The organism is Mycobacterium asiaticum, from assembly GCF_001673315.1.
Classification (GTDB): domain Bacteria; phylum Actinomycetota; class Actinomycetes; order Mycobacteriales; family Mycobacteriaceae; genus Mycobacterium; species Mycobacterium asiaticum_B.
This window is the reverse complement of the sequence record NZ_LZLQ01000055.1, coordinates 1-21,747: the sequence shown is the minus strand read 5'-3', so window position 1 is coordinate 21,747 and position 21,747 is coordinate 1. Positions and strand designations below refer to the sequence as shown.

Sequence of the window (21,747 nt, the reverse complement as noted above, 5' to 3'; positions counted from 1 at the left end):
CATAGCCTAGCCGCTTCCATCGGCCTGTTCGCCAGGACTCGTCTCGGCCAACAGAATTGAAATCGGAACGGGAGTGAACAACTCGATTTTGCCGTCGGCGTCGTAATAGGCACCTACCGTGTACTCCCCGGGCGCCGCTACCGGGAACGAGAGGTCTTGGGTAAAGCAGCGGTATTTGGAGGCGCGGTTCCCATCATCTGGCCAGTGCCATGCCGCCCGCAGGGACCCGCGCGGCACCCCGGCGGGGTCTTTGCACACGACATGCAGTTCCGGATCATAATCTCCGCCGGCAGGCGCGTGCACCACCAGAACAACGGGAACCGTTGCCCACAAGGGCATTTCGTCGACTTCGAACCAAGCCATCGGTAAGGACGTGGCGTTGATCGCGCCCTGCTCGTCGAATGCGGCGCTACGCGAGACGAACAGTGCGGACACATGCAGCATTTCGACATCCTAGGGGGGCAGAGGGCCCACCCGTGTCATGCGAGGCCCGGCACGATGTCGCGCAACCTGAAGCTGACCGGTCGCTCGAGCTGTTCATAAGTGCACGAGCGCGGATCCCGGTCGGGCCGCCACCGGTTGAATTGAGCGGTATGGCGGAAGCGGGCGCCCTCCATGTGGTCGTAGCGGACCTCGACCACCCGCTCGGGTCGCAGCGGAACGAACGACAGATCCTTGCCGGCATTCCAGCGCGAGAACTCGTTCTTGCGTGGGGTACGTTCGCCCGCTTCGTGCGCGGCCCAGTTCCACGGATGGTTATCGAAGGTGGTGACCAGTGGCTGCAGCTCGGTGAAGAGGCGCCTGCGCTCGGCCATGGGAAAGGCGCCGATCACACCGACGGACGCGAGCTGGCCGTCATCTTGGTAGAGACCAAGCAACAACGAACCGATGGTCTCCCCGCCGGATTTGTGCACCCGGTATCCGGCGACCACGCAGTCCGCCGTGCGTTCGTGCTTGATTTTGTACATCACCCGCTTGTCCGGCTGATAGGTGACGGTAAGCGGTTTGGCCACGACACCGTCCAGACCGGCGCCCTCGAAGTCGGAAAACCACTGCTGCGCGATGTCGCGGTCGGTGGTGGCCGGCGTGACGTGAATCGAGGGTCCCGAATCGGCGAGCGCGTCGACCAGGGCCGCACGCCGCTCGCTGAACGGACGACCCCGGTAGTCGTCCTCACCGTGGGCCAGCAGATCGAATGCGATGAATGACGCGGGCGTCTGTTTTGCCAGCATCCGCACCCGGGAGTCCGCCGGGTGGATGCGTTGCTGCAACGCCTCGAAATCCAGTCCCTGATCGGTGGCGATCACGATCTCACCGTCGATGACGCAGCGCTGCGGCAGTTCGGCCTTGACCGCCTCGACCAACTCGGGGAAATAGCGCGTCATGGGCCGCTCATTGCGACTTCCGAGTTCAACCTCGTCACCGTCGCGGAAGCAGATGGAGCGGAAGCCGTCCCACTTGGGCTCATATGACGCGTCCGGCGGAATCGTCTTGACCGACTTGGCCAGCATTGGCGACACGGGCGGCATGACGGGTAAGTCCATTGCTTCATTCTGGCGTGCGGCATGCTGGAGTCCACCTATGGCAGTCGCAGCAGAAGAACTCGACGTCGACGGCATCGCCGTCCGGCTGACCAACCGGGACAAGGTGTATTTCCCCGAGCTGGGAAAGAACGGCACCAAAGGCCGGTTGGTCGAGTACTACCGTGCCGTGACAACAGGACGAGCCGGCGGTCCGATGCTTTCCCCGCTGCGCGACCGACCGACCCATCTGCAGCGCTTTCCCGACGGCATCGACGGCGAAGAGATTTACCAGAAGCGGATCCCGCAGCATCACCCCGACTATTTGGAGACCTGCCGGGTGACGTTCCCGTCCGGACGCACCGCCGACGCGTTGAAGGTGACGCATCCGGCAGCGATCGTGTGGGCAGCGCAGATGGGCACCGTGACGCTGCACCCGTGGCAAGTGCGCTGTCCCGATACCGAGCACCCTGACGAATTGCGCATCGACCTGGATCCCCAACCGGGCACCGGCTTCCCGGAAGCTCGAGCGGTCGCGGTCGACGTGCTGCAGCCGCTGCTCGACGAACTCGGCCTGGTGGGTTATGCCAAGACATCCGGCGGGCGCGGCATCCACGTCTTCCTGCGGATCGCACCCGACTGGGATTTCATCCAGGTCCGCCGGGCCGGCATCGCGCTGGCCCGCGAGATCGAGCGGAGGGCGCCCGACGCGGTGACCACGTCGTGGTGGAAGGAAGAGCGAGGAAAGCGCATCTTCATCGACTTCAACCAGAACGCCCGGGACCGCACCATGGCATCGCCGTATTCGGTGCGACGTACCCCGATCGCGACCGTCTCGACACCGCTGAGTTGGGCGGAGTTGGCGCAGGCCGACCCGGATGACTACACCATGGCGACCGTCCCTGACCTGGTGGCGAGTCGTGACGATCCGTGGGCAGGCATGGACGAAACCGCCCAGTCGATCGCTGGTCTGCTGGAAATGGTCGAAGCTGACGAGGAGCGTGGCCTCGGCGACATGCCCTATCCGCCGAACTATCCCAAGATGCCGGGTGAGCCGAAAAGGGTTCAGCCGAGCCGGGATACGGACCGCAAGAAGTGACCGTCCCGGATTTCGCGTTCGCCCGGCATGGTCGCGATGACTCGGCGGTGGACACGATCGCGCCGCCTGACATCGCCATCGTGGGCGGAGTATGCGACGGTTCGGCACAACGACCGTGACGTGTCCGCCGACTGCGCCTATTCTGTGAGGGCCGGACAACCCGGGGGCCGTGACGGGCTCAACGCAGAGGGGTTGGATGACGACCGTAACGGGTTGCCGCACATGCGGCGTCGAAGCGCTGCCGAACGCGCGCTTCTGTCACGGATGCGGCGCACCGCTGATACAGGCGGACGCCCCGGCCGAGTACAAGCAGGTGACGGTGTTGTTCGCCGACATGGTGCACTCGATGGACATCGCCGCCGCCGTCGGACCGGAGCGACTGCGCGAGATCATCACTGAACTGGTCACCCGCGCGGCCGCGGTGGTACAGCGCTACGGCGGCACGGTGGACAAGTTCACCGGCGACGGCATCATGGCCTTGTTCGGGGCGCCGGCCGCGCTGGAGGACCACGCACTGCGAGCGGGCTTGGCGGCACTGGGAATTCAAGAAGAAGTCAACCGGCTGGCCGCCGACCTCACCGACGGTGTGACTCTGGTGCTGCGGATCGGACTCAATTCCGGTGAGGTGATTGCCGGCGAAATCGGTTCGGGTGCACTGGGATACACGGCGATCGGGGAACAGGTCGGGATGGCTCAACGAATGGAGTCGGTGGCCCCGGCGGGCGGTGTGATGGTCAGCGAATCAACCGCCCGGTTGATCGAAGGCGTGGCGGTGTTGGGTGAAGCCCAACGGGTGCAGGTCAAAGGCGCCCACAACGCGGTCCCGGCGTTCCCGTTGATCAGCGTCGCCACTCAACCCGAACAACTCAAGGTGTCGCAGTCGACGCTGGTGGGCCGCGGGTGGGAAGTGAGCGCATTGGCCACGATGCTGGATCGCGCGAAGGCGGACCGTGGCTCGGTCGTCGCGCTCAGCGGACCTGCCGGCATCGGCAAAACCCGACTCGTGCGCGAAGCGGTGCATCTCGCCAAAGCCCATGGCTTTCAAGTCTTTTCCAGCTTCTGCGAATCACACGCCGCTGACATCCCGTATCGGGTGATGGGACGCCTACTGGGCGCGGTCGTCGAGACACACGGCCTGGCGGACGAAGCGGCGCGTGCGCGCGTGCGGGCGCGTTTCCCGAACGGTGAACCACAGGACCTGTTGCTGCTCGACGACCTGCTGGGCATCCTCGATGTCCGCACCGAGCTGGGCAAGATCGACCCGGACGCGCGCCGCCGCCGGTTGACCGCGCTGTTGAGCGCCACCCTGCTGGCCCGCAGCGAACCTGCCGTCTTCGTCATCGAGGACGTGCACTGGATCGACGAGGCCAGCGAGTCCATGATCGCCGACCTGCTGTCTGTCATCCCGCAGACACGGTCGGTGGTCCTGGTCACCTACCGGCCCGAATACCGGGGAGCGCTGCAACTCGTCGGTGGGGCACAGACCTTCGCGCTGGCACCGCTGACCGAGCCCGAGGCCGCCGCGCTGGTGTCCGAACTGCTGGGTGACGACCCGTCCGTCGAAGAAATCGGCGAGATCATCGCCGCGCGCGCCGCGGGAAATCCGCTGTTCGCCGAAGAGATCACCCGCGAACTCGCCGAGCGGGGCGTGCTGGGTGGACAGCGCGGGCACTACGCCTGCACCGCAGATGCGGCGGAGGTTCGGGTGCCCCCAACCCTGCAGTCGACGATCGCCGCGCGCATCGACCGACTCAGCCCCGCCGCCAAGCAGACCCTCAGTGCGGCGGCGGTCGTCGGTTCCCGTTTCGCCGCTGATCTGCTGGCCAGCCTTGGCATCGAACCCTTTATCGACGAGTTGATCGACGCCGAACTCGTCGACCAGGTGGGGTTCAGCGCGCAGCCGGAGTACGCGTTTCGTCATCCAATGATTCGTAGCGTCGCCTACGAGTCGCAACTGAGATCCGATCGGGCCCGGTTGCACCGGCGGTTGGCTGAAGCCATTCAAACCCGGGAAACCCAAGCAACCGACCAATCCGCGGCACTGATCGCTGAACATCTGGAGGCCGCCGGCGACGGTCCAGATGCGTACGGCTGGCACATGCGCGCGGCGAACTGGGCGACCAACCGTGACATCGCCGCGGCGCGGCTGAGTTGGGAGCGGGCGCAACACATCGCCGATGCCCTCCCCGTCGACGACGCCCGCCGAACGGCGTGGCGTATTGCGCCGCGCACCATGCTGTGCGGTGTCGCCTGGCGCGTGCACAGCGACGCCACCGCCCGGTTCGAGGAATTGCGTCAGTTGTGCAGCGCCTCGGGGGACAAGGCATCGCTGGCCATCGCCATGGCCGGGCAGGTCATCGACCTGGCGTATCAGGCCCGGATCCGCGAAGCCTCGCATCTGGCGTCCGAGGCGATGGCACTCATCGAATCGGTCGACGAGCCGACGCTGACGGTAGCGCTGTCGTTCGCGCCGATCTACGCCAAGGGCGAGAGCACTGAATGGTCACAGGTGCTGCAGTGGTCGCAGCGGGTAATCGACCTGGCCCACGGCGATCCGACTATGGGCAATTTCATCATCGGGTGTCCGCTGGCAATCGCCTTCACCACGCGGGCTATCGCCTGTTACTGCCTGGGCCGGCCCGGCTGGCAGGAAGACATGCGGCAAGGACTGGACATGGCCCGACGGGCCGACCCGCTGTCCTATGCCAGGGCGGTCGCCTACGTCTACTTCCCCGGCATCCCGGCCGGCGTGCTACGGCCCGATGTTCGCGCGGTACGGGAGATCGAGGGTGCGCTGCGAATTGCCGAACGTGCCGGTGACAACTTCGCGCTGGCGTTCGCGCGGCTGACGCTGGGAGTGGCACTGGTCCACCACGAAACAGCGGAAGACCACGACCGTGGCGAACGACTGCTGAACGAGGTCACCGAATTGTTCCAGCGGCAAGGCCACAATCTGTCCGAGCTACCGATCGTCAACGTGTACGGAGCGCGCGATATGGCGCGGCGTGGGCAGCGCGATGAGGCCATCCCCCTGATGCGGGCCACCGTCGAGCATCTGGCGACCGAGGCCCAACTATTGACGTGGGGTATCCCGGCAACGGCCGTGCTGGTCGAGACGTTGCTGGACCGGGGCGCTGCAGGGGATGTGGCCGAGGCCGAGGCCGCGATCGACCGAGTGGCGCAGGAACGTCACAGCGAGGACCTGCCGGTGCGTGCGATCTGGCTGTTGCGAATGCGCGCGCTGCTGGCGCGGGCGCGGGGCGACACCGCCGAATACACCCGGCTGGCGGATCGCTATCTGCAGCTGGCGATCTCGCTGGGCTTCGAGGGACACATCGTGTGGGCCGAGGCGATGCCGTAAACCATTGGCGCACCGCATGCGCCGCAACGTGCGAACGGCTCTCTAGGCGTTGGGCGATTCCCGCAGCGCCGCGACCGTGTCCGCGAGAGTGGTTCGGGGATCGTGAAATTGGATACCGAGGTCGCGTTCGGCCGGTGAGTCATCGGATTCGGGCATCTGCGTGTAGTACTGCATTCCGGCCGCGGTCACCGGATTGTCAAAAGGCAGATAGGGGCCCACGAAGTCCAAAAGCGTTCCGGCGGCACGCAATGCGCTGTCCGGAACGGGAACGGGGAACATTCTCGTGCCGGATACCTCGCCGAGCAGCCTCGCCAACTCCGCCACCGGAACCCGGTGCCCGCCGGCCATGTACCGACGCGGCCCATGCCCCGGCTCCAGCAGCGCCGCGTGCAGTGCTGCCACGTCGCGCACGTCCACGATCATCCAGGCTGCGCTGCGTCCAGGAATGCCGTGCATCTGCAGTGCCGCTCGCACGCCCTCGCCGGCCTCGCCGTATTGATCGCCCACCGGCGGGCCCAGCACCATGCCGGGGTAGGTGATGTTCACCGGAGCGCCGGCATCCTGCAGACCGCGCGCATAGATTTCCACCTGCGCCTTGGACGTTCCGTATCCGTCTGTGCCACCGACGACCGGTAAATCGGCGGACAGGGTTTGCACGTTCGGGTGGAAAAGCGCGGTGAAGCTGGAGACGTGCACGATCGGGTCCAACCCGAGCTGGACAGCTTGGCCCAGAACGTTTCCGGCGCCCTCCATATTCGTCGCGAGCATCTGTGCCGTCTGTCGCGGATCGGTTGCCACCAGCGCGGCGCTGTGCACGACGGCGTCGCACCCTGTCAACGCTTTGCGGACCGACTCGCGGTCCTTGATGTCACCGACGGCGTAATCCGATATGTCCACCCCCAGCGCGGCCACTGACGTCTGCAGCCGCTCGGGCTTTCGCACCAGGAACCGGACGGAGTGCCCGGCGTCGGCAATGGCTTTGGCGGTCCACCCGCCGACGAACCCGGTACCCCCGGTGACCAGAACGCGCATCCTCGCATTGTGCAACCGTCACCATTGCGCCGAGTGCGTGGGGTCTGCGTGGGGAGTGCGTGGGGTGTGCGTGGAATGGATGTGTCGTCTTCGGTAGCCTCGCGCGGTTTCCACCACCTGCCGGCGGGGTAATACCCCGCGGTGCGGCATCGCTGACTTCGGGGTTGGCGACCATACCCAGGAGGAAATACGCGTGGCTGTCGGGTTCAAAGACGTCATCGATTCGAAGTATTTGCGGTTGACGACCTTCACCAAGGACGGCCGCCCCAAGCCGACCGCGATCTGGGGTGTGCCCGACGGCGACCGGTTGCTCGTGATCACCGACGACGATTCGTGGAAGGTGAAGCGCATCCGCAATACACCGCGGGTGACCATCGCCAAGAGCGGATCGTTGGGCAAGCCCAAAAGCGAGGAAGTGGAAGGGGTTGCCCGCGTCCTGCCGAAATCCGAAACACGGCGGGTCTACAACGCTGTGCTCAAGCGGTACTGGTACCACGCCTGGTGGTTCTACGCACATTCGATCGTGCGCGGCGGTATCGACAAGGTCCACGTCGGCCTCGAGATCAAACCCGCTGCCGCCTAAACCTGTCACCATCCTGAACCTGTCACCATGGAGTGGTGACCACCGCAATCATCGTCGGGACGTTAATCCTGCTCGGGTTCGGCATCGTCATCAACGGGCTACTTCGGTTGCGTGGTTGGCTGAAAAACTCACCCGCCATCCCGAATCCGGAACTGCCGGACGAACCTGACTAGCGGCGCCGCCGAAGCTACAGGCGCCCCGCAGCGAAATCCGCTGCCTGACTCGTCATTCCGTTGGTGGCGTACAACGTGTGCGCGAAGGTCGGGGTGGTGCCCCCGCCGGCGCAGATGGTGTCACCGTCGGCACACAACTGAATGGTCTTGGGCTGATACAGCGGTCCGATGACGATTTGGGGCGCACCGTACTGGCTGAGGAATTCCGGTGAGGGTGTACCGAACAAGGCGACCGCGGCAACGTGATTCGCGATTTCGGGTGCGAGCGGCTGGGGTACCAGGTTGGCGGGCACGCCGGGTGGGACGGCGGCCGAGGTGACGTAGCCCGCAACCGCGGCCCCTTGGGAATACCCGCCCAGCACCTCCCGGGTGTTAGGGCACCTCGATGCCATCGATTGAATATGACCGCCCGCGTCCCGGATCCCGTCAATGACGGTCAACGGAAAATCGCTGCTGCCAAAGTCCGTGCTGGCCGGGTAATTCACCGGATACACCTCGAGTGATCGCGCGCCGACATCTGCGCGCAAGGCATCGACGAACGCTCCGCCGATGCCGCCGACTCCCGGAGGCTCGCCACTGCCGCGGGCGAAGACCACCTCAACGTCTGGGCACGGGGCGGCATCCGCCGAGGGCATTGGAGAAGCGAGCGACGCGAGTCCGCATATCGCGATCGCAGCGCCGCCGTATGCCATCAACCGGCGAAGCAGAGTTCTTTCGTTCTTCCTGAGCAGCATGAGCCTAGGAGTAACCATTACTTCGATGTTCAACCAGGAACTTAAAAATGTTGTGGCGCAAAGGAATGTCCCGCGCCGGTACGCATGATGCGGGTACCGGCACGGGACAACTCCAAATTGGAGACTATTTCTTGAAGGCGTCCTTGACCTTTTCGCCGGCGTCCTTCAGGCTCGACTTGGCCTGGTCGCCGCGTCCTTCATTCTCGGTGCTCCGATCTCCGGTAGCGCGTCCGACGGCTTCTTTCGCCCGGCCGCCCACATCTTCGATCTTGTTCTTGATCTTGTCTTCGGCGCTCATAAGTTGCCACTCCTCGGTTGTCGGCTCAAACGTGCTGACCCCGCCTCGAATACCCGATTGGGGATCGGCCTGAAACGTCGGTCAGTACCGTGGTCGACGTCTGACGGCTCCCCGCTCGCCGCGCAGCGCGTTTCGGACACGTAGCCCGGTGTCTTTGAAGTTGGCCTTCGCTTGATCCAGGACACCTTCATACTGGGTGCGCCTGTCGCCGGTCAGGCGGCCGACCGTTTCTTTGGCCCGACCGCCCCAATACCTCGCTGAATTACTGAATCGGTTGTTGGTAGCCATACGGGCTCGGGTACCCGCTGACCGCCCGCTTCACGCGGTCGGCAGCCTCAAGGCGAGGGAACCGTCCCGCGCGGCAGCGTCAGCGGAAGATCGGCGTATGTGGCGATGCCGGGCGCGGCGGCAACCACCCCAGGGATGGCGTTGATCGCAGGCATCGCCGTCATGATGTGTCCGAGCGCCATGAACTCGGCCAGCGTGGTCGCCTGAAAATACGGTGGCGGCAGGAAACCGACCCTGGTCGTGACCGTCGGTTGACCGTCGATCTGGATGACCCAGCCGTCCTGGTCGATCTGCCAGTCGGGTTCGAGGGTCTGCCCCTTTTTCCACCGCACATTGAGATCGATCAGGGTATTTCCGCCGACGATGCCCTGCCAGCTGATGTAAACGCCCGCAACGCATCCCGCTGGGATGGTCCAGGAGGCCATTTCGAGATCGGCCGTCGTCTGGGCGAACTCGGGAACGCACCGGATCTCGTCCAGTTCCACACCCAGCGCGTCCGCAACCAACCGAACTGCCTCGCCGAAGATGGCCGTCCCCTTCTGTGCCATTGCGGGCAAGTCGGGATTATCGATCGGTTGCCCGAAGCCGACGGGCTTCTCGGTGTCTGGCGAATCGTAGAACGTCGTATCGGCCGCTTCGTTGATGGTGACCTTGTCGACGCGGTTGCACACCATTGCCGACACGATCGCCAGCAGTTCGGCGAAGCCGGGGCTGACACCGGACCCGAAGACGGTCGAGCCGCCTTGCTGGCAGGCCGCTACGATCCGATCCCGCCCTTCGCCCAGGTTGTCACCCGTGATGAATGACGCCGTCGTCACCACGTTGACGCCCGCCGACAGGATGCGGACCAGTTCATCGACGTCGATCCACATCGGGTTGTAGACCACGCAGTCCGGCTTCAGGGCGAGCAATTCCTCGACGTCGTTGGTTGCCGTAACACCGAGCGGTTCGATGCCGGCCAGTTCGCCGGCATCGCGCCCGGCTTTGTCCGGCGACCACGCGTAACACCCCACCAGTTCGTACTGGGCGTTGGCGACGATCGACTGTAGCGAGCTCTTACCGACGTTTCCGGTCGTCCACTGCACGACGCGATATGTGTTGGGCACTCGCTCAGCATAGGGATGCGGGCTGTCGCCGCCTAGTAGGACGATTCGGCCGCGAGTATTTCGGCGAGGAAGGCATCCGCCGGCGGGCGGTCCAGTCGGGCCCGTACCCAGCCGCGGATCCGTTCCCGGACGGCACGGGGTTCTGTCACCTCGGCGCCGACGACCACCGAGGTGGCCGGCCAGTCGTGATTCCAGGCAACCGTTTCCGACAACGCGCGTCGCCGGGCGTCAACCAGTGGCACGGTGGCTCGGCCGCCGACGTCCAGCGCCCCTGCGCCGCTGACGTCTCCGGACTGCACGCGAACCGGCACGTCGGCGGCCGGGCCAGGCCCGATGACGGCGGCACGCACGACGGCAACGACCGCCGGACCTCGCTGCTCGACGCTCCAGTCCACGGTGTCCTCGGCCGCGTCGAAGATGCCAGGCGGTACCGCACCCCAGTTGATCGACGCGACACCGCGACCCATCGCCACAGCGGCGGCCGGCCCCGGATCGGCGCCCGCGGCCAGTGCGTAGTCATCGCGGTAGCCTGTCGGCTCGGCCGGCCTGAGGCTCGAATCCTGCACCGCCGCAGACAGCTCCGCCCATTCGGCGCCCTCGACCCCCACTTCGTCGGCAAGCTCGGTACCGGCCCGCACCAGGTCACGGATGCGGGGATCGTTGCTTCGGGCGTGGGCGAGCAGGGCGGCACCGTGGGGGACCAGCAGCTCGCTCATATCCGAATCCAGGGTGTCGTCGGTGAAGAACCCATCCGCGCCGGCCGTCAGCAGCGCGATCTCCACATCGAGCAGGGCCTGATCCAGCGCGCCGATACCGTCCCGCAGGCTCGCCGGCCACCACCGCCGCAGCCATTGACCGATCGCCAGTCGGTGCAGCGGGTCCAGCGACCCTGGCGCGATCTGCACACCGGGCAGATCTTGTGGTTCGTCGGTCGCGCTCGACACCACCGCAATGTGGCCGGCCTGGCCGACCACCCGCCAGAGCCAGTCGGCACGGTCCGGATCGGTGAAGGTGATGTGCGCGGCGACCGCGCCGGCGGGGTCATCCACGATCCAGGACAACACCGCACCACTGACTTCCAGCACCGCGACCAGCGGTGAGGTCTGCGTCCATAGCCCCGATTCGGCGACTAATCTCATCCCGCCGCCTGCAATTCCAGCATCGACTTGATGCGCTGCCGGTGATCGAGGCTCACGGACCTGGCAACCCCTTCGAGTAGCGACCGCACCTCGTCGATGTCGTCGCAAGGCTCCTGCCATACGTCGCGGCCGTGCAACCGCGCCCACAGCCGGCTCAGGTAGGGCTGCGCGTACGAGGCCAGGTCGTCAACGACCTGTTGCTGCCGCGGATGGATCGGTCCACCCTCGGCGAGATATCGCCGCGCGTGCAGCACGTAGGCCTCCTTGCGCAACCGCGCCTGGATCTGGGCGCCCAGCCCGTACCGGCTGACGACCGATCGATCCAGCGGCGCCAGGTCGACAGCCACTTCGATGCCCGCTACCAGGGTGGCCTGCTTGTCCTCGGCCAGCAGTCCCCAAGGCGCACAGGCCCGGTCCACCTCCTCGGCGCACAACAGCGGGATGTCGGGCAGTGCGTCACGGTCCATGGCGCGCCGCAATGTGGAGCGGACCCGGTCCACCACAGTGCGATCCAGCGGGCGGTCGCTCACGCCGCCGCCGCCGACAACTTGTGGAGTGCGTTGTGGTGCAACGGAACTCAATCCCAAATCGACGATCGACCAGGGCAGCCCGGCATGCTCGGCACGGATCAGGGCACCTAGGTTGTACGGCGTGGTGTCGGTGATCATCGCGGCCCAGGTCCGCTGCCGCGCCGCTGCGGCGGTGTGACTCATGGCCGGGCCGAGTACGGTGGTCAACTCCGCCATGAACGGTGCCCGCGGCGCATCGCCGGCCCGAACGTCTTGCCAGCTCTTGGCGAGTTGCGCCGCCAGCGTCGCCACGACCTGTGGAGTGGCGAGGTAGTCGTTGAGTACCTCGACCGCGGTGCGGTCCCTGCCCTGGTGTATCTCGTGCAGTACCGTGGCCGCGACGGCCGAATCCTGCGGTGTCGGTGGGCCTTTGGTCACCGCAAGCTCGAAGCACACCGGAAAATATAGTTCCTGGGCATTCCCGCTGCGGATCCGCAGCCGGCGACGTTCCAGTTTGAGTACCTCGAACCACGCTGCGGTGCAACGTAATTGGCTCGCGCTTGCGACTATCAAGTCGTGGATGCCGGTGGCGGTTTCGGCGGCCACGACTGGCGCTGAATACTTCGGGTTAGCCCGCAAACGCAGCACCAGCGGGTCGATGATCCGCTTGACGGTCCGAGTCAACGGACCGCCGTCGTCACTGCTCAATACCTCGACGCCGGGGCCGATGGCCGCCACGCCGCGTCGATCACCGCCCGGCGGGGCTGGCCCGGGCCGCTGTCGTCGCGTCCGTTCAAGACTTGCTGAACCTGCGGATCGGCGCTCATGACCACAGGATAGGGGCAGCAACGAAAATCCTGGTACCCGAAAAGTTGGGTTCGGTAGCCGATCGGAGCCCCGAAGCTGGTCACATGACCAAGTCGAAACTGATGGCAATCGGTGCTCAAATCGCATCACTCGCAACCCTGGCCCCCCGGCCACGCAAGACGCCGGAGGCCAGCCGCGCCGTCGGGGTCGGTACCGTACGAACCGTCGCCCACGAGGAATCCGAGGCCGGCGCCGGCGAACGCCAGATCTGGATCGAGGTGTCCAGTGTCCACGGCGACACCTTCATCGGCCGCTTGATGCACCACGACGTGGATGCGGACCTGGCCGCGTTGCGACCCGGCCTGGTGGTCTTGGTTGCGTTCGATCCCACTGCCCGAGAGCAGCTTTCGCTGCCCGACGATGCGCTGGCGGTACGGGCGCGGGGCCTCGCCCTGGTGTGAGTGCGCGGCGGTTCAACGCGCGCCGTCGACGGCGAAAGTGACCAGCGCACCCCAGAACAATGGACTCGCCGTGCGCTCCCCGTCTCGCCAGCGGCGCATCTGCGCGCGCTGCCATCGATTGACCGCTCTGCCGGCCGCGGGCTCTTCGTGCGCACTGTCCACCGCGGCAACGACTTCGGCCATCGGATCGGGGGAGTCGGGGCGCTCCCCGGGAGGCGCGAATTGCCGGTACGCGGCGGTCGTGGGCAGCGACCACAGCGTGGCGGTGACCAGCTGCGCGCCGCCCAGGATCATCGCCGCCACCAGACCGGTAGCTTCGTCGAACTGGTAGTCACCGCCCGAGGCGCAGGCGAGCAGAGCCACCCGTGGCGGCATCGGCAACCGCAGTCTCATCAGGTCCGAAGCGGTCAGGGGCCGGTGATTGCTGATGGGCGTGGCGTGTCCGGGCACCGCCGCCGTGCACGCGAGGTGCAGCGCGGCTCGGTCGGCGTGGCCCACGTCGGCGTCAGCCGAGCTGGCATGCCCGACGTAAAGGAGCCGACTCGGCCGTTGTGCCAGCAGATTGGCCAACCAGCCGCGGTCGGCGTCCTGGCGGCGAAACAGGTCCACCGCACTGTCGACGCCGGGAAGCACCGGCCGGTGCCCCAGCACTTCGGTGAAGTGCCGCGCCAGCGGCGTCTGATCGGACGGCCGGCCCAATACCGAGCCGAGCGCCGAGTCCGGGCGTTGCCCCGGCACGCGAGGATCCAGGACCAACAGCGGGGGACCGTCCTGTCTAGCGGCCCATTCGGCGCGAACTCGTGGCGCATGCACGATGTTCTGTGGCACGGCCAACAGCACGTCAACCAACTCCATCAGCCGATAGCCGTCGGTGTGCTCCTTGACATCGGCCAGCTGCCAAGGAATTTGGGCCGCGACCCGACCGCTGGCGGTGACCGCATCCTGCCGGGCACGCACCAGCTCTTCTTTGCTGGGGCCAGATTTCGGCACGGCCAGCAAGCCCCAGGGCACCCGCGCCAGCCTGGCGCTGGGCGAGATGAACAGCGTCGGTCGGGGCGATGCGACGCAGTCCACCAGCAGTTGCCACCCGGCTGAACCGATCAGCAGCACGCCAAGGATGTATGCCACCGTCAGCTCGCTTTCCGGCGTCGCGAACGGGCCGCGGGCGAGGGCCCGCTCGATAGCGTCACGCCGGCTCTCGGACTCACGCGGTTCGGGCAGGGCATCACCCAACTCCTGCAAGGCGGCCAACAGGATCGGTTCCTCCACCACCCAGTTAACGGTCCGCAGCGTCCCCCCGGACCGGTCGATCAGCCGCAAACTGGCATACGTGGCGACGCCGACATCGGCGTAACGCAGGGCCAGCGTCGACCGGGGGGTCTCGGTCATGGCCAGGTCGACCACGCCGGCTCGGCAGCGGTCACTTCACGGCCGTATCGCTGAAACGCCAGCGCGCGGTAATGACTCAGGATCGGTGCGGCCTCGGGCTGCATCCGCAATGGCGGCAGCGGGCCAAGTCGGGTCAGCGAAATTCCCTCGTTCGATGCCGGTCCGGCCGCCGCCGCCGCCGGAAAGGGAAGCTCGGCACCGGTCTCGATGAAGGCCGGTCCGGTGCCGGTGGACTCCCATTCACCGACGTGACGCCGCGCCGGTTCGATATTGAAAGTCCCTCGCGCACTGTGATATTCGACCAACTCGCTGACTAGTTGGGTATTCTCCCACTCCCAGGCAACCGCGAATGCGCTGGCCAGGATGGGCGCCGAAACACTTGTCGCCCAGCGCGATCGGGCATCGGCGTCGGCGATCGAATAGCGCACGGAGTCTACGGCCAGCGCCGCCGGCACTTTGAGCTCGGCTGCCTGCTCCAGCTTGGGCATCGCGCGCCAGTACTCCGGGGTGCCGACCTCACCGCGCAGGATGCCGAGGGATTCGGCTTGCCGGGCCTCGGTCTCCTGCAACGACTCGCCCGGATCGCCGGCGCCGTCGAAACCCAGATCCGCCAGGGCATCCGCCCGCCATACCGTGCCCAGGTGGCTGTCCAGCAGAGCGTATTGCAGCCAACTGCTGCGCGGCGACGAGTCGAGCAACTCTCGGGCCTGGGCGATCAGCTCGACGGCATCGGCGAACCGGCTTCGGAATATCGCGATCCAACTGCGCTGCAACAGGATGCGATGTAAATGCAGTGGCTTGCCCAACTCGCGCCAGTGCCGCTCGGCGTGCTCCCAACACTGGTCCGCGGCCTCCAGCGCACCGGCGGCAAGGCGGGTGAGGCCCATATACAGCCAACAACGTGACACGTCGTGAGCCCGTGCGTGACGGGCGATGACGGGATAGGCCTCGGTGACCAACTGCTCGGTGGTGTGGTGGTCGCCGACGGTCCACGACGCGGCGGCGCGCTCCAATTGTGTTCGGGCGCTGGCTAGTTCCCAATCGCGGGCCTGCGCACGTGCTCCCGCCCGCCGCAGCCAGGGCTCGGCCTCGTCCAGTCGGCCGGTCTCTATGCAGAACCGCCCGTAACCGGTGGCAGCCAATACCCAGAGGTGGTCGGCAGATTCGGTTGCTTCCGCGTGCCGAGTCAAGGCCGCTCGCACCTCATCCCACAAGGGCAGCGAGTGCGCGTGCAGGTCGTCGTCACACAGGGCTGTCGCGCACATCAGCCGGACGTGAGTGAGCAGGTGCCGATGCTCGTCGGCGAGATCCTCAGCGGACCCGGGGGATTCACTCAATAGCCGAAGTGCGACCTGCGCCTGCTCGTGGTCACCGCGCGCCGCCGCCAAACCGGTGTCGAGGAATTGCGCCCAGCGGGAGTAGCGCGCAACCATGTGTGAAATCTCGGGCTGCGACATCGTGACCTGATCGGCGACGTCGGGCCTGGTTCCGGCCAGGATCCCCTGATAGATCGCCAACGGCTCGCGGATACGCCGGATGCATTCTGCCACTCCGTCATTCGCGCCGCGGGCCAGATAGATCGCGCCGAGTTGGGCGAAGACTTCCAGCAACAGGTCGTCCCGGTCCGCCTGTTCGATCCTGGGCATCAGGGACACCAACAAATCCCGGGCCGCGTCTTCGTCGGCGGCGAACGCCAGTTGGCGCGCGCGATCCAGGTCGCTGGAGATCGACACGGCTGCATCATAAGTCCGAGCCCGAATCCGGAGCGGCGGACCTGCACTGCATGCCCGCCGCCCCGAACTATCCCTCATCAGCCGCAAGAGACCTTGATGCTGAAGTCCTTGGTGATCATCCCGGCCATCGGGTTCTTCAGGTCAGCACCCTGCGCCTGACCGGTGATGGTGTAAGTCTTGCCGTCGACCGCGACCTTGGCCTCGCCGACCTTGGCACCCATGTTGTCGGCGACCGACAGCGCGTTGCCGTCCACGACCATGGCCAACGAGTCGACCGTGGGTGGGTTGCCTTCGCTCATCACCACCGCCAGGGCCTGCTGGCCCCCGGAAGAGCCGCTGCCGATGTTGATCTTCCCGGCCTGCTTGACGCACGTCACCGAGGACGGGTTCACACCCGGCAGATCCGAGCCGCCCACCTTGACCTCGGTGCCCGCGCCCCCGCCCGTGGCGACACTGGCCGGCGCGTTCGATGCCGGCCCCGCGGTGTGGCCGCCGCTCGAGCAACCCACCAGCGCGGACGCGCAGCCGAGGGTTCCAATCGCAACCGCGATAGCACGTTTCACTGGACTTCCTTCCGTCATGCGCCGCCCTGTTGGCGTCGTCATGGGAGTAAGTACAGGCGGTGGTCGTCGCTACCGATCCCAAGAACTGTGGTGAAGTATCTCTGTGATCGAGATCGAAGCTTCCGGATCGGTGCAGGTACTGACCCTTTCCTGGGGGCGGGTCAATGCTCTCGACGTCGAGGCGCTTGCAGAGTTGACCCAGACCGTGCAGGAACTCGGCCGCGCGGGCGGCGGCGCTCTGGTCATCACCGGCGCGGGCCGGGTGTTCTCCGCCGGGGTGGATCTCAACCGGGTGGTCGAGGGCGGCTCGGCCTATACCGATCAGCTGGTGCCCGCCCTGTCAGCCGCGTTCGAGGCGGTGTTCAGCTACCCGGGACCGACTGTGGCGGCGATCAACGGCGCGGCGATAGCCGGCGGATGCGTGCTGGCCTGTGCCTGCGATTGGCGCCTGGCCAGTCCCGAGGCCCAAATCGGCGCGGCTGAAGTGCGGGTGGGGGTGGCTTTCCCGGTCGCCGCGCTCGAGGTGGTGCGCTACTCGTGCGGTAATCGCGCCGAGGAGGTCCTGCTCGGCGGCCGAAACTACCGCGGCGACGACGCCGTGCTCAGGGGACTGGCCCACCGCATCGTGCCCGAGAACCTCCTGGACGCGGCCGTGACCGAAGCGACAGACCTCAGCGGTATCCCGGAGGCGGCGTATCGCCACACCAAGGCTCAGCTGCGGGGACCGACCTTGCAGCGCATTCGTGCGGGTGCGGAGACCGATCGCGAAGTCCGCGGAATCTGGGGCGCAGATCAGACGCTGCAGGGCATCGCCGACTACGTCGAGCGGCTGCGTCGTCGCTGAGGACTATTCCTCGACCACGACCCCGCCCCGGGTGCGACGACGGCGGTGCGAGGTCTTACCCGTGGGGCGCCGGTTGCGCAGCCGCTGCGGTGTGGGAGCGTCTGCGGTTTCCGCGGCTTCTTTCGTTGCGCTTTCTGAGGTTTCTGCGGTCTCCGCGGTTTTTGCGGTTTCTGAGGTTTCTGCGGTTTTCGAGACTCCGGCGGTTTTCGGGGCTCCCGCGGTCTCCGAGACTGCCGTCGTTTCCGACTCCTCCGAAGTTTCCGACTGCTCCGAAGCGCCCGAGGCGTCCGAGGTTCCCGCCGGGCTTTTTTTGGTTTCGTGCTCTTCGGTGACCGACTCCGGGATCTTGGCCTCGACGGTCTCGGCTTCCGAGGATTCCTCTGCGCCCGTCTCGACGGCGGTGCCCTCGTCGTCGTCTTCGGTGTCGGTGTGTTCGTCGTCGGTGTCTTCGTCTTCGGTGTCGGCTTCGTCTTCAGCTATGTCAGCTTCGTCGACCTTGCCGCGCTTCTTACCCCGACTGCGGCTCTTCTTGGCTTTCTTCGGCTTGATCGGTTTCGGCGGAGGTGGCGGCAGTTCGGCCAGGAACGACAGGTAGAAGCAGAAGAACCCGAGCACGGCTATGGCCGCGGCGGCGCCGTAGATCGCGAAGAGCCATTGGCCGGCGGTACCCAGCTTGAACCAGAACTCGCTGATCGCGGCGCCTACGATCAGCACGCCGGCCAGCACATGGGCCACGATCGACCAGGTCCTGATCGACAGCGCCAGTTGCGGGGTGCCGAGTTCGGGCCTGCGGGTACGCAGCAACGTGAAGACCACCGGCAGGGCGGCTAAGCCGATCAGCGCGCCGGTGACGATTCGCAGAGTCTGCCCCAGAGCTTCGGGCGTGTCACCGACGAGTTCGGGCCACCGCGGCAAGACGAAATAGAAGAAGAGGACGCCCGCGCCGATCGAGAACAGCGCGTGCCAAAGCATGGCGACTCTGCGCCCCATACCCCTCCTCAAAACAGACTGAACTCAAGTCGCCGAAAGGCGACCAGGCCAATTGTCGTTCCTGGTCACACGGCCGACCGTACAGCGGAGGATGCGGGATTTGAACCCGCGAGGGCTATTAACCCAACCCGCGTTCCAGGCGAGCGCCATAGGCCACTAGGCGAATCCTCCGTGGTCATGGTAACTGCTGAACCCCGCCGGGTGTCCCGGCACCGCCTTGGAAGAGTGTCGGTGGAGTCGCCAAGGCCGGGTACTACACTCGCCGGTGGACCCCGCGCGGCGTCTATCCTGTGAACTCCCCCAGGGCCGGAAGGCAGCAAGGGTCAATGGGCTCTGTCGGGTGCGCGGGGTCCCCTCAATTTGTGTGCAAAACGAAAGGGCCGCATGGCGTCGTTCGATTCCCTCAGCCCTGACGAATTGTCGGCGTTGCATAGGCGCCACCAGGAGGAATATGCGGCGCTGCAGGCAAAGAAGCTGTCGCTGGATCTGACCCGCGGAAAGCCGTCGCCCGAACAGCTCGATCTGTCCAACCAATTGTTGACCCAGCCCGGTCCGGACTTCCGTGACCCGGAGGGCACCGACACGCGTAATTACGGCGGCTTGCACGGCCTGCCGGGTTTGCGCGCCATCTTCGCCGAGTTGCTCGGCCTGCCCGTACAGAACCTGATCGCCGGCAACAACGCCAGCCTCGAGTTCATGCACGACGTCGTCGTGTTCTCGATGTTGCACGGCGGTGTGGATTCGCCGCGGCCGTGGATCAAGGAGCCCGCCGTCAAGTTCCTGTGCCCGGTGCCGGGTTACGACCGGCACTTCGCCATCACCGAGACGATGGGCATCGAGATGGTTCCGATCCCCATGCTCGAGGACGGACCGGACGTCGACCTGATCGAGGAACTGGTCGCGGTCGATCCGGCGATCAAGGGGATGTGGACGGTTCCGGTATTCGCCAACCCCACCGGCATCACCTACTCCTGGGAGAACGTCCGTCGCCTCGTTCAAATGCAGACGGCGGCCAACGACTTCCGCCTGTTCTGGGACAACGCCTACGCCGTGCATACGCTGACGCACGACTTCGTCCGTCAGGTCGATGTCCTCGGTCTGGCCACCAAGGCAGGCAACCCGAACCGGCCCTACATCTTCGCGTCCACGTCGAAGATCACGTTCGCCGGTGCCGGCGTCAGCTTCTTCGGCGGATCGCTCGGCAACATCGCGTGGTACCTGCAGTACGCCGGGAAGAAGTCGATCGGACCCGACAAGGTGAACCAGCTGCGTCATCTGCGCTTCTTCGGCGACGCCGACGGGGTGCGCCTGCACATGTTGCGACACCAGCAGATCCTCGCGCCGAAGTTCGCGCTGGCGGCTGAGATCCTGCAGCAGCGGCTGGGCGATGCCAAGATCGCCTCGTGGACGGCGCCCAAGGGGGGCTATTTCATCAGCCTCGACGTCTTGCCTGGGACCGCGCGGCGGACGGTTGCGCTGGCCAAGGACGCGGGGATCGCCGTCACCGAGGCGGGTGCGTCCTTCCCGTACCGCAAGGACCCCGAAGACAAGAACATCCGCATCGCGCCGTCCTTCCCGTCGCTATCGGACCTGCGCGAAGCGGTTGACGGGCTGTGCACGTGTGCACTCTTGGCCGCGACCGAGACTCTCTAACTTCACTCTGCGCTTATGGCGCCAAAGTGTGAGTGCGGCGCACCCTCTACGCAGAATCAACGCTAAGCGCCTCCTCAGCCGACCCTCTGGGGTCGGCCTCGTCACCGGGCGTCGGTAGCCTGCTCACCGTGGCCCTCTACCGCAAGTATCGACCGGCAACTTTCGCCGAAGTGGTGGGGCAGGAGCATGTCACCGAGCCGCTGTCCATCGCACTGCAAGCGGGACGGATCAATCACGCCTACCTGTTCTCCGGCCCCCGCGGCTGCGGGAAAACATCCTCCGCGCGTATCCTCGCGCGCTCGTTGAACTGCGCCCAGGGGCCCACTCCCACCCCGTGCGGTGACTGCGATTCCTGCCAGGCGCTGGCGCCCAATGCATCGGGCAGCATCGACGTGGTCGAACTCGACGCGGCCAGCCACGGCGGCGTGGACGACACCCGCGAACTGCGCGACCGTGCGTTCTATGCGCCGGCTCAGTCGCGGTACCGGGTCTTCATCGTCGACGAAGCCCACATGGTTACCACGGCCGGCTTCAATGCGCTGCTCAAGATCGTCGAGGAACCGCCCGAACACCTCATCTTCATCTTCGCGACCACCGAGCCCGAAAAGGTGCTGCCCACCATCCGGTCGCGCACTCATCACTATCCGTTCCGATTGCTGCCGCCGCGCACCATGCGCGCGCTGATCGCCCGGATCTGTGAGCAGGAGGGCGTTGTCGTCGACGAGGCGGTGTATCCCCTGGTCATCCGGGCGGGTGGGGGTTCGCCCCGGGACACCCTCTCGGTGCTGGACCAACTGGTAGCAGGGTCCGACGGCGGCCGGGTCGGATACCAGCGGGCCCTTGGCCTGCTGGGCGCCACCGACGTCGCACTGATCGACGACGCCGTAGACGCACTCGCCGCCGGGGACGCGGCCGCATTGTTCGGTGCCGTCGAATCGGTGATCGACGCCGGCCACGACCCGCGCCGCTTCGCCACTGACCTGTTGGAGCGATTTCGCGATCTCATCCTCATGCAAGCGGTCCCCGACGCCGTATCCCGCGGCGTAGTGGACGCGCCGGAGGACGTCCTGGACCGCATGCGCGACCAAGCGGCCCGAATCGGTCCGGCGACCCTGACCCGGTATGCCGAGGTAGTCCAAGCGGGCTTGGGGGAGATGCGCGGCGCGACGGCACCACGGTTGCTGCTGGAAGTGATCTGCGCGCGGCTGTTGCTGCCCTCGGCTACCGATGCCGAATCGGCTCTGCTGCAGCGCGTCGAACGCATCGAAACCCGGCTCGCCATCTCGATACCCGCCGCCGACGCCGCTCCGAGCGCGCCCGTTCACCCGCCCGTCACACGACCCGCACCCCGGCGGACGCCCCCTTCCCCAAAGCCGGAGGCAGCGGCGTCGTCTATCAGTCCGACGTCGGTGGCGATCCGCTGGCCTAGGGCCCGCTGGTATCCGACCCGGCCGCCGTCTGACCC

At 66.2% G+C, this 21,747-nt stretch carries 19 protein-coding genes, 1 tRNA gene, 1 other RNA gene and 2 pseudogenes; 10 read left to right on the top strand and 13 right to left on the bottom strand.

The window, feature by feature from the left end; genetic code table 11:
- Positions 1-6 precede the first annotated feature (6 nt).
- Entirely contained in the window at positions 7-444 is a 438-nt protein-coding gene (locus tag A5636_RS08075) for a hypothetical protein (RefSeq protein ID WP_065158163.1), read from the bottom strand.
- Positions 445-479: 35 nt separating this feature from the next.
- Positions 480-1,544 carry an ATP-dependent DNA ligase gene (locus A5636_RS08070; RefSeq protein WP_065158162.1) on the bottom strand — a complete coding sequence of 355 codons (1,065 nt, stop codon included), beginning with the start codon at positions 1,542-1,544 and terminating at the stop codon, positions 480-482.
- A 37-nt stretch (positions 1,545-1,581) separates the two neighbouring features.
- Here A5636_RS08070 and A5636_RS08065 point away from each other — a divergent pair, with 37 nt between their 5' ends.
- The 3 genes from A5636_RS08065 to A5636_RS08060 all read left to right on the top strand — a co-directional run bounded on the left by A5636_RS08065 (position 1,582) and on the right by A5636_RS08060 (position 5,980).
- Positions 1,582-2,619, top strand: coding sequence for a DNA polymerase domain-containing protein (locus A5636_RS08065; protein ID WP_065158161.1), 1,038 nt, complete (start codon positions 1,582-1,584; stop codon positions 2,617-2,619).
- Positions 2,616-2,738: a hypothetical protein gene (locus A5636_RS27560; protein ID WP_301336690.1), complete on the top strand. Its 123-nt coding sequence runs from the start codon at positions 2,616-2,618 to the stop codon at positions 2,736-2,738. Before A5636_RS08065 ends, A5636_RS27560 begins: the two co-directional genes overlap by 4 nt.
- Before the next feature lie 77 nt (positions 2,739-2,815).
- On the top strand, positions 2,816-5,980 hold the full coding sequence (locus tag A5636_RS08060; protein WP_065158160.1) for an ATP-binding protein: 3,165 nt from the start codon (positions 2,816-2,818) through the stop codon (positions 5,978-5,980).
- Between the two features lie 42 nt (positions 5,981-6,022).
- On the opposite strand, the gene A5636_RS08055 is transcribed toward A5636_RS08060, so the two are convergent.
- A complete protein-coding gene (locus A5636_RS08055; protein WP_065158159.1) occupies positions 6,023-7,012 on the bottom strand; it encodes an SDR family NAD(P)-dependent oxidoreductase in 990 nt (329 codons plus the stop codon).
- A 193-nt stretch (positions 7,013-7,205) separates the two neighbouring features.
- Between A5636_RS08055 and A5636_RS08050 the strand changes: the two genes are divergently transcribed.
- Together A5636_RS08050 and A5636_RS26025 are read left to right on the top strand one after the other, a co-directional pair.
- Entirely contained in the window at positions 7,206-7,595 is a 390-nt protein-coding gene (locus A5636_RS08050; protein ID WP_065158158.1) for a PPOX class F420-dependent oxidoreductase, read from the top strand.
- Between the two features lie 35 nt (positions 7,596-7,630).
- Positions 7,631-7,768, top strand: coding sequence for a hypothetical protein (locus tag A5636_RS26025; protein WP_155763693.1), 138 nt, complete (start codon positions 7,631-7,633; stop codon positions 7,766-7,768).
- Positions 7,769-7,782: 14 nt separating this feature from the next.
- On the opposite strand, the gene A5636_RS08045 is transcribed toward A5636_RS26025, so the two are convergent.
- From A5636_RS08045 to A5636_RS08025, 5 genes and pseudogenes are all read right to left on the bottom strand, one after another.
- Positions 7,783-8,502, bottom strand: a complete 720-nt coding sequence (locus A5636_RS08045; protein WP_065158157.1) for a cutinase family protein — start codon at positions 8,500-8,502, stop codon at positions 7,783-7,785.
- A gap of 124 nt (positions 8,503-8,626) precedes the next feature.
- Positions 8,627-8,800 carry a CsbD family protein gene (locus tag A5636_RS08040; RefSeq protein ID WP_065158156.1) on the bottom strand — a complete coding sequence of 58 codons (174 nt, stop codon included), beginning with the start codon at positions 8,798-8,800 and terminating at the stop codon, positions 8,627-8,629.
- 335 nt (positions 8,801-9,135) lie between these two features.
- A complete protein-coding gene (locus A5636_RS08035) occupies positions 9,136-10,194 on the bottom strand; it encodes an NAD(P)H-dependent amine dehydrogenase family protein (RefSeq protein ID WP_065158155.1) in 1,059 nt (352 codons plus the stop codon).
- Between the two features lie 32 nt (positions 10,195-10,226).
- On the bottom strand, positions 10,227-11,333 hold the full coding sequence (locus A5636_RS08030) for a hypothetical protein (RefSeq protein ID WP_065158154.1): 1,107 nt from the start codon (positions 11,331-11,333) through the stop codon (positions 10,227-10,229).
- Positions 11,330-12,669, bottom strand: a pseudogene (locus tag A5636_RS08025) (hypothetical protein). Before A5636_RS08025 ends, A5636_RS08030 begins: the two are co-directional and overlap by 4 nt.
- 84 nt (positions 12,670-12,753) lie before the next feature.
- Here A5636_RS08025 and A5636_RS08020 point away from each other — a divergent pair.
- Positions 12,754-13,110 (top strand): hypothetical protein, encoded by a 357-nt coding sequence (locus A5636_RS08020; protein WP_065158153.1) that lies wholly within the window; start codon positions 12,754-12,756, stop codon positions 13,108-13,110.
- Positions 13,111-13,122: 12 nt separating this feature from the next.
- Here A5636_RS08020 and A5636_RS08015 read toward each other — a convergent pair whose 3' ends face one another.
- From A5636_RS08015 to A5636_RS26470, 3 genes are all read right to left on the bottom strand, one after another.
- Positions 13,123-14,499 carry a CHAT domain-containing protein gene (locus A5636_RS08015; RefSeq protein ID WP_065158223.1) on the bottom strand — a complete coding sequence of 459 codons (1,377 nt, stop codon included), beginning with the start codon at positions 14,497-14,499 and terminating at the stop codon, positions 13,123-13,125.
- The gene (locus A5636_RS08010; protein WP_065158152.1) at positions 14,496-16,232 is read right to left on the bottom strand and encodes a hypothetical protein; all 1,737 of its coding nucleotides are present in this window, start codon (positions 16,230-16,232) and stop codon (positions 14,496-14,498) included. Before A5636_RS08010 ends, A5636_RS08015 begins: the two co-directional genes overlap by 4 nt.
- 77 nt (positions 16,233-16,309) lie before the next feature.
- On the bottom strand, positions 16,310-16,813 hold the full coding sequence (locus A5636_RS26470; RefSeq protein ID WP_172827186.1) for a lipoprotein LpqH: 504 nt from the start codon (positions 16,811-16,813) through the stop codon (positions 16,310-16,312).
- 85 nt (positions 16,814-16,898) lie between these two features.
- Between A5636_RS26470 and A5636_RS08000 the strand changes: the two genes are divergently transcribed.
- The gene (locus A5636_RS08000) at positions 16,899-17,639 is read left to right on the top strand and encodes an enoyl-CoA hydratase/isomerase family protein (RefSeq protein ID WP_253900532.1); all 741 of its coding nucleotides are present in this window, start codon (positions 16,899-16,901) and stop codon (positions 17,637-17,639) included.
- A 440-nt stretch (positions 17,640-18,079) separates the two neighbouring features.
- Here A5636_RS08000 and A5636_RS27835 read toward each other — a convergent pair.
- Both A5636_RS27835 and A5636_RS07990 read right to left on the bottom strand, forming a co-directional pair.
- Positions 18,080-18,629: pseudogene (locus A5636_RS27835) on the bottom strand (hypothetical protein); the annotation flags it as partial.
- 85 nt (positions 18,630-18,714) lie between these two features.
- Positions 18,715-18,800 (bottom strand) — tRNA-Ser (locus A5636_RS07990).
- Between the two features lie 93 nt (positions 18,801-18,893).
- On the opposite strand from A5636_RS07990, the gene ffs reads away from it, so the two are divergent.
- From ffs to A5636_RS07975, 3 genes are all read left to right on the top strand, one after another.
- Positions 18,894-18,988, top strand: an RNA gene (gene ffs, locus A5636_RS07985) — signal recognition particle sRNA small type.
- Positions 18,989-19,013: 25 nt separating this feature from the next.
- Entirely contained in the window at positions 19,014-20,282 is a 1,269-nt protein-coding gene (locus A5636_RS07980) for an aminotransferase class I/II-fold pyridoxal phosphate-dependent enzyme (protein WP_065158148.1), read from the top strand.
- A gap of 128 nt (positions 20,283-20,410) precedes the next feature.
- A partial coding sequence (locus tag A5636_RS07975) for a DNA polymerase III subunits gamma/tau (protein ID WP_155763690.1) occupies positions 20,411-21,747 on the top strand: 1,337 nt, incomplete at its 3' end.

Bases quoted from the DNA above. Each gene is read 5' to 3' on its own strand.
- A5636_RS08075 (WP_065158163.1), bottom strand. From the start codon at position 444: ATGCTGCATGTGTCCGCACTGTTCGTCTCGCGTAGCGCCGCATTCGAC.
- A5636_RS08070 (WP_065158162.1), bottom strand. From the start codon at position 1,544: ATGGACTTACCCGTCATGCCGCCCGTGTCGCCAATGCTGGCCAAGTCG.
- A5636_RS08065 (WP_065158161.1), top strand. From the start codon at position 1,582: ATGGCAGTCGCAGCAGAAGAACTCGACGTCGACGGCATCGCCGTCCGG.
- A5636_RS08060 (WP_065158160.1), top strand. From the start codon at position 2,816: ATGACGACCGTAACGGGTTGCCGCACATGCGGCGTCGAAGCGCTGCCG.
- A5636_RS08055 (WP_065158159.1), bottom strand. From the start codon at position 7,012: ATGCGCGTTCTGGTCACCGGGGGTACCGGGTTCGTCGGCGGGTGGACC.
- A5636_RS08045 (WP_065158157.1), bottom strand. From the start codon at position 8,502: ATGCTGCTCAGGAAGAACGAAAGAACTCTGCTTCGCCGGTTGATGGCA.
- A5636_RS08040 (WP_065158156.1), bottom strand. From the start codon at position 8,800: ATGAGCGCCGAAGACAAGATCAAGAACAAGATCGAAGATGTGGGCGGC.
- A5636_RS08030 (WP_065158154.1), bottom strand. From the start codon at position 11,333: ATGAGATTAGTCGCCGAATCGGGGCTATGGACGCAGACCTCACCGCTG.
- A5636_RS08020 (WP_065158153.1), top strand. From the start codon at position 12,754: ATGACCAAGTCGAAACTGATGGCAATCGGTGCTCAAATCGCATCACTC.
- A5636_RS08015 (WP_065158223.1), bottom strand. From the start codon at position 14,499: ATGACCGAGACCCCCCGGTCGACGCTGGCCCTGCGTTACGCCGATGTC.
- A5636_RS26470 (WP_172827186.1), bottom strand. From the start codon at position 16,813: ATGACGGAAGGAAGTCCAGTGAAACGTGCTATCGCGGTTGCGATTGGA.
- A5636_RS07980 (WP_065158148.1), top strand. From the start codon at position 19,014: ATGGCGTCGTTCGATTCCCTCAGCCCTGACGAATTGTCGGCGTTGCAT.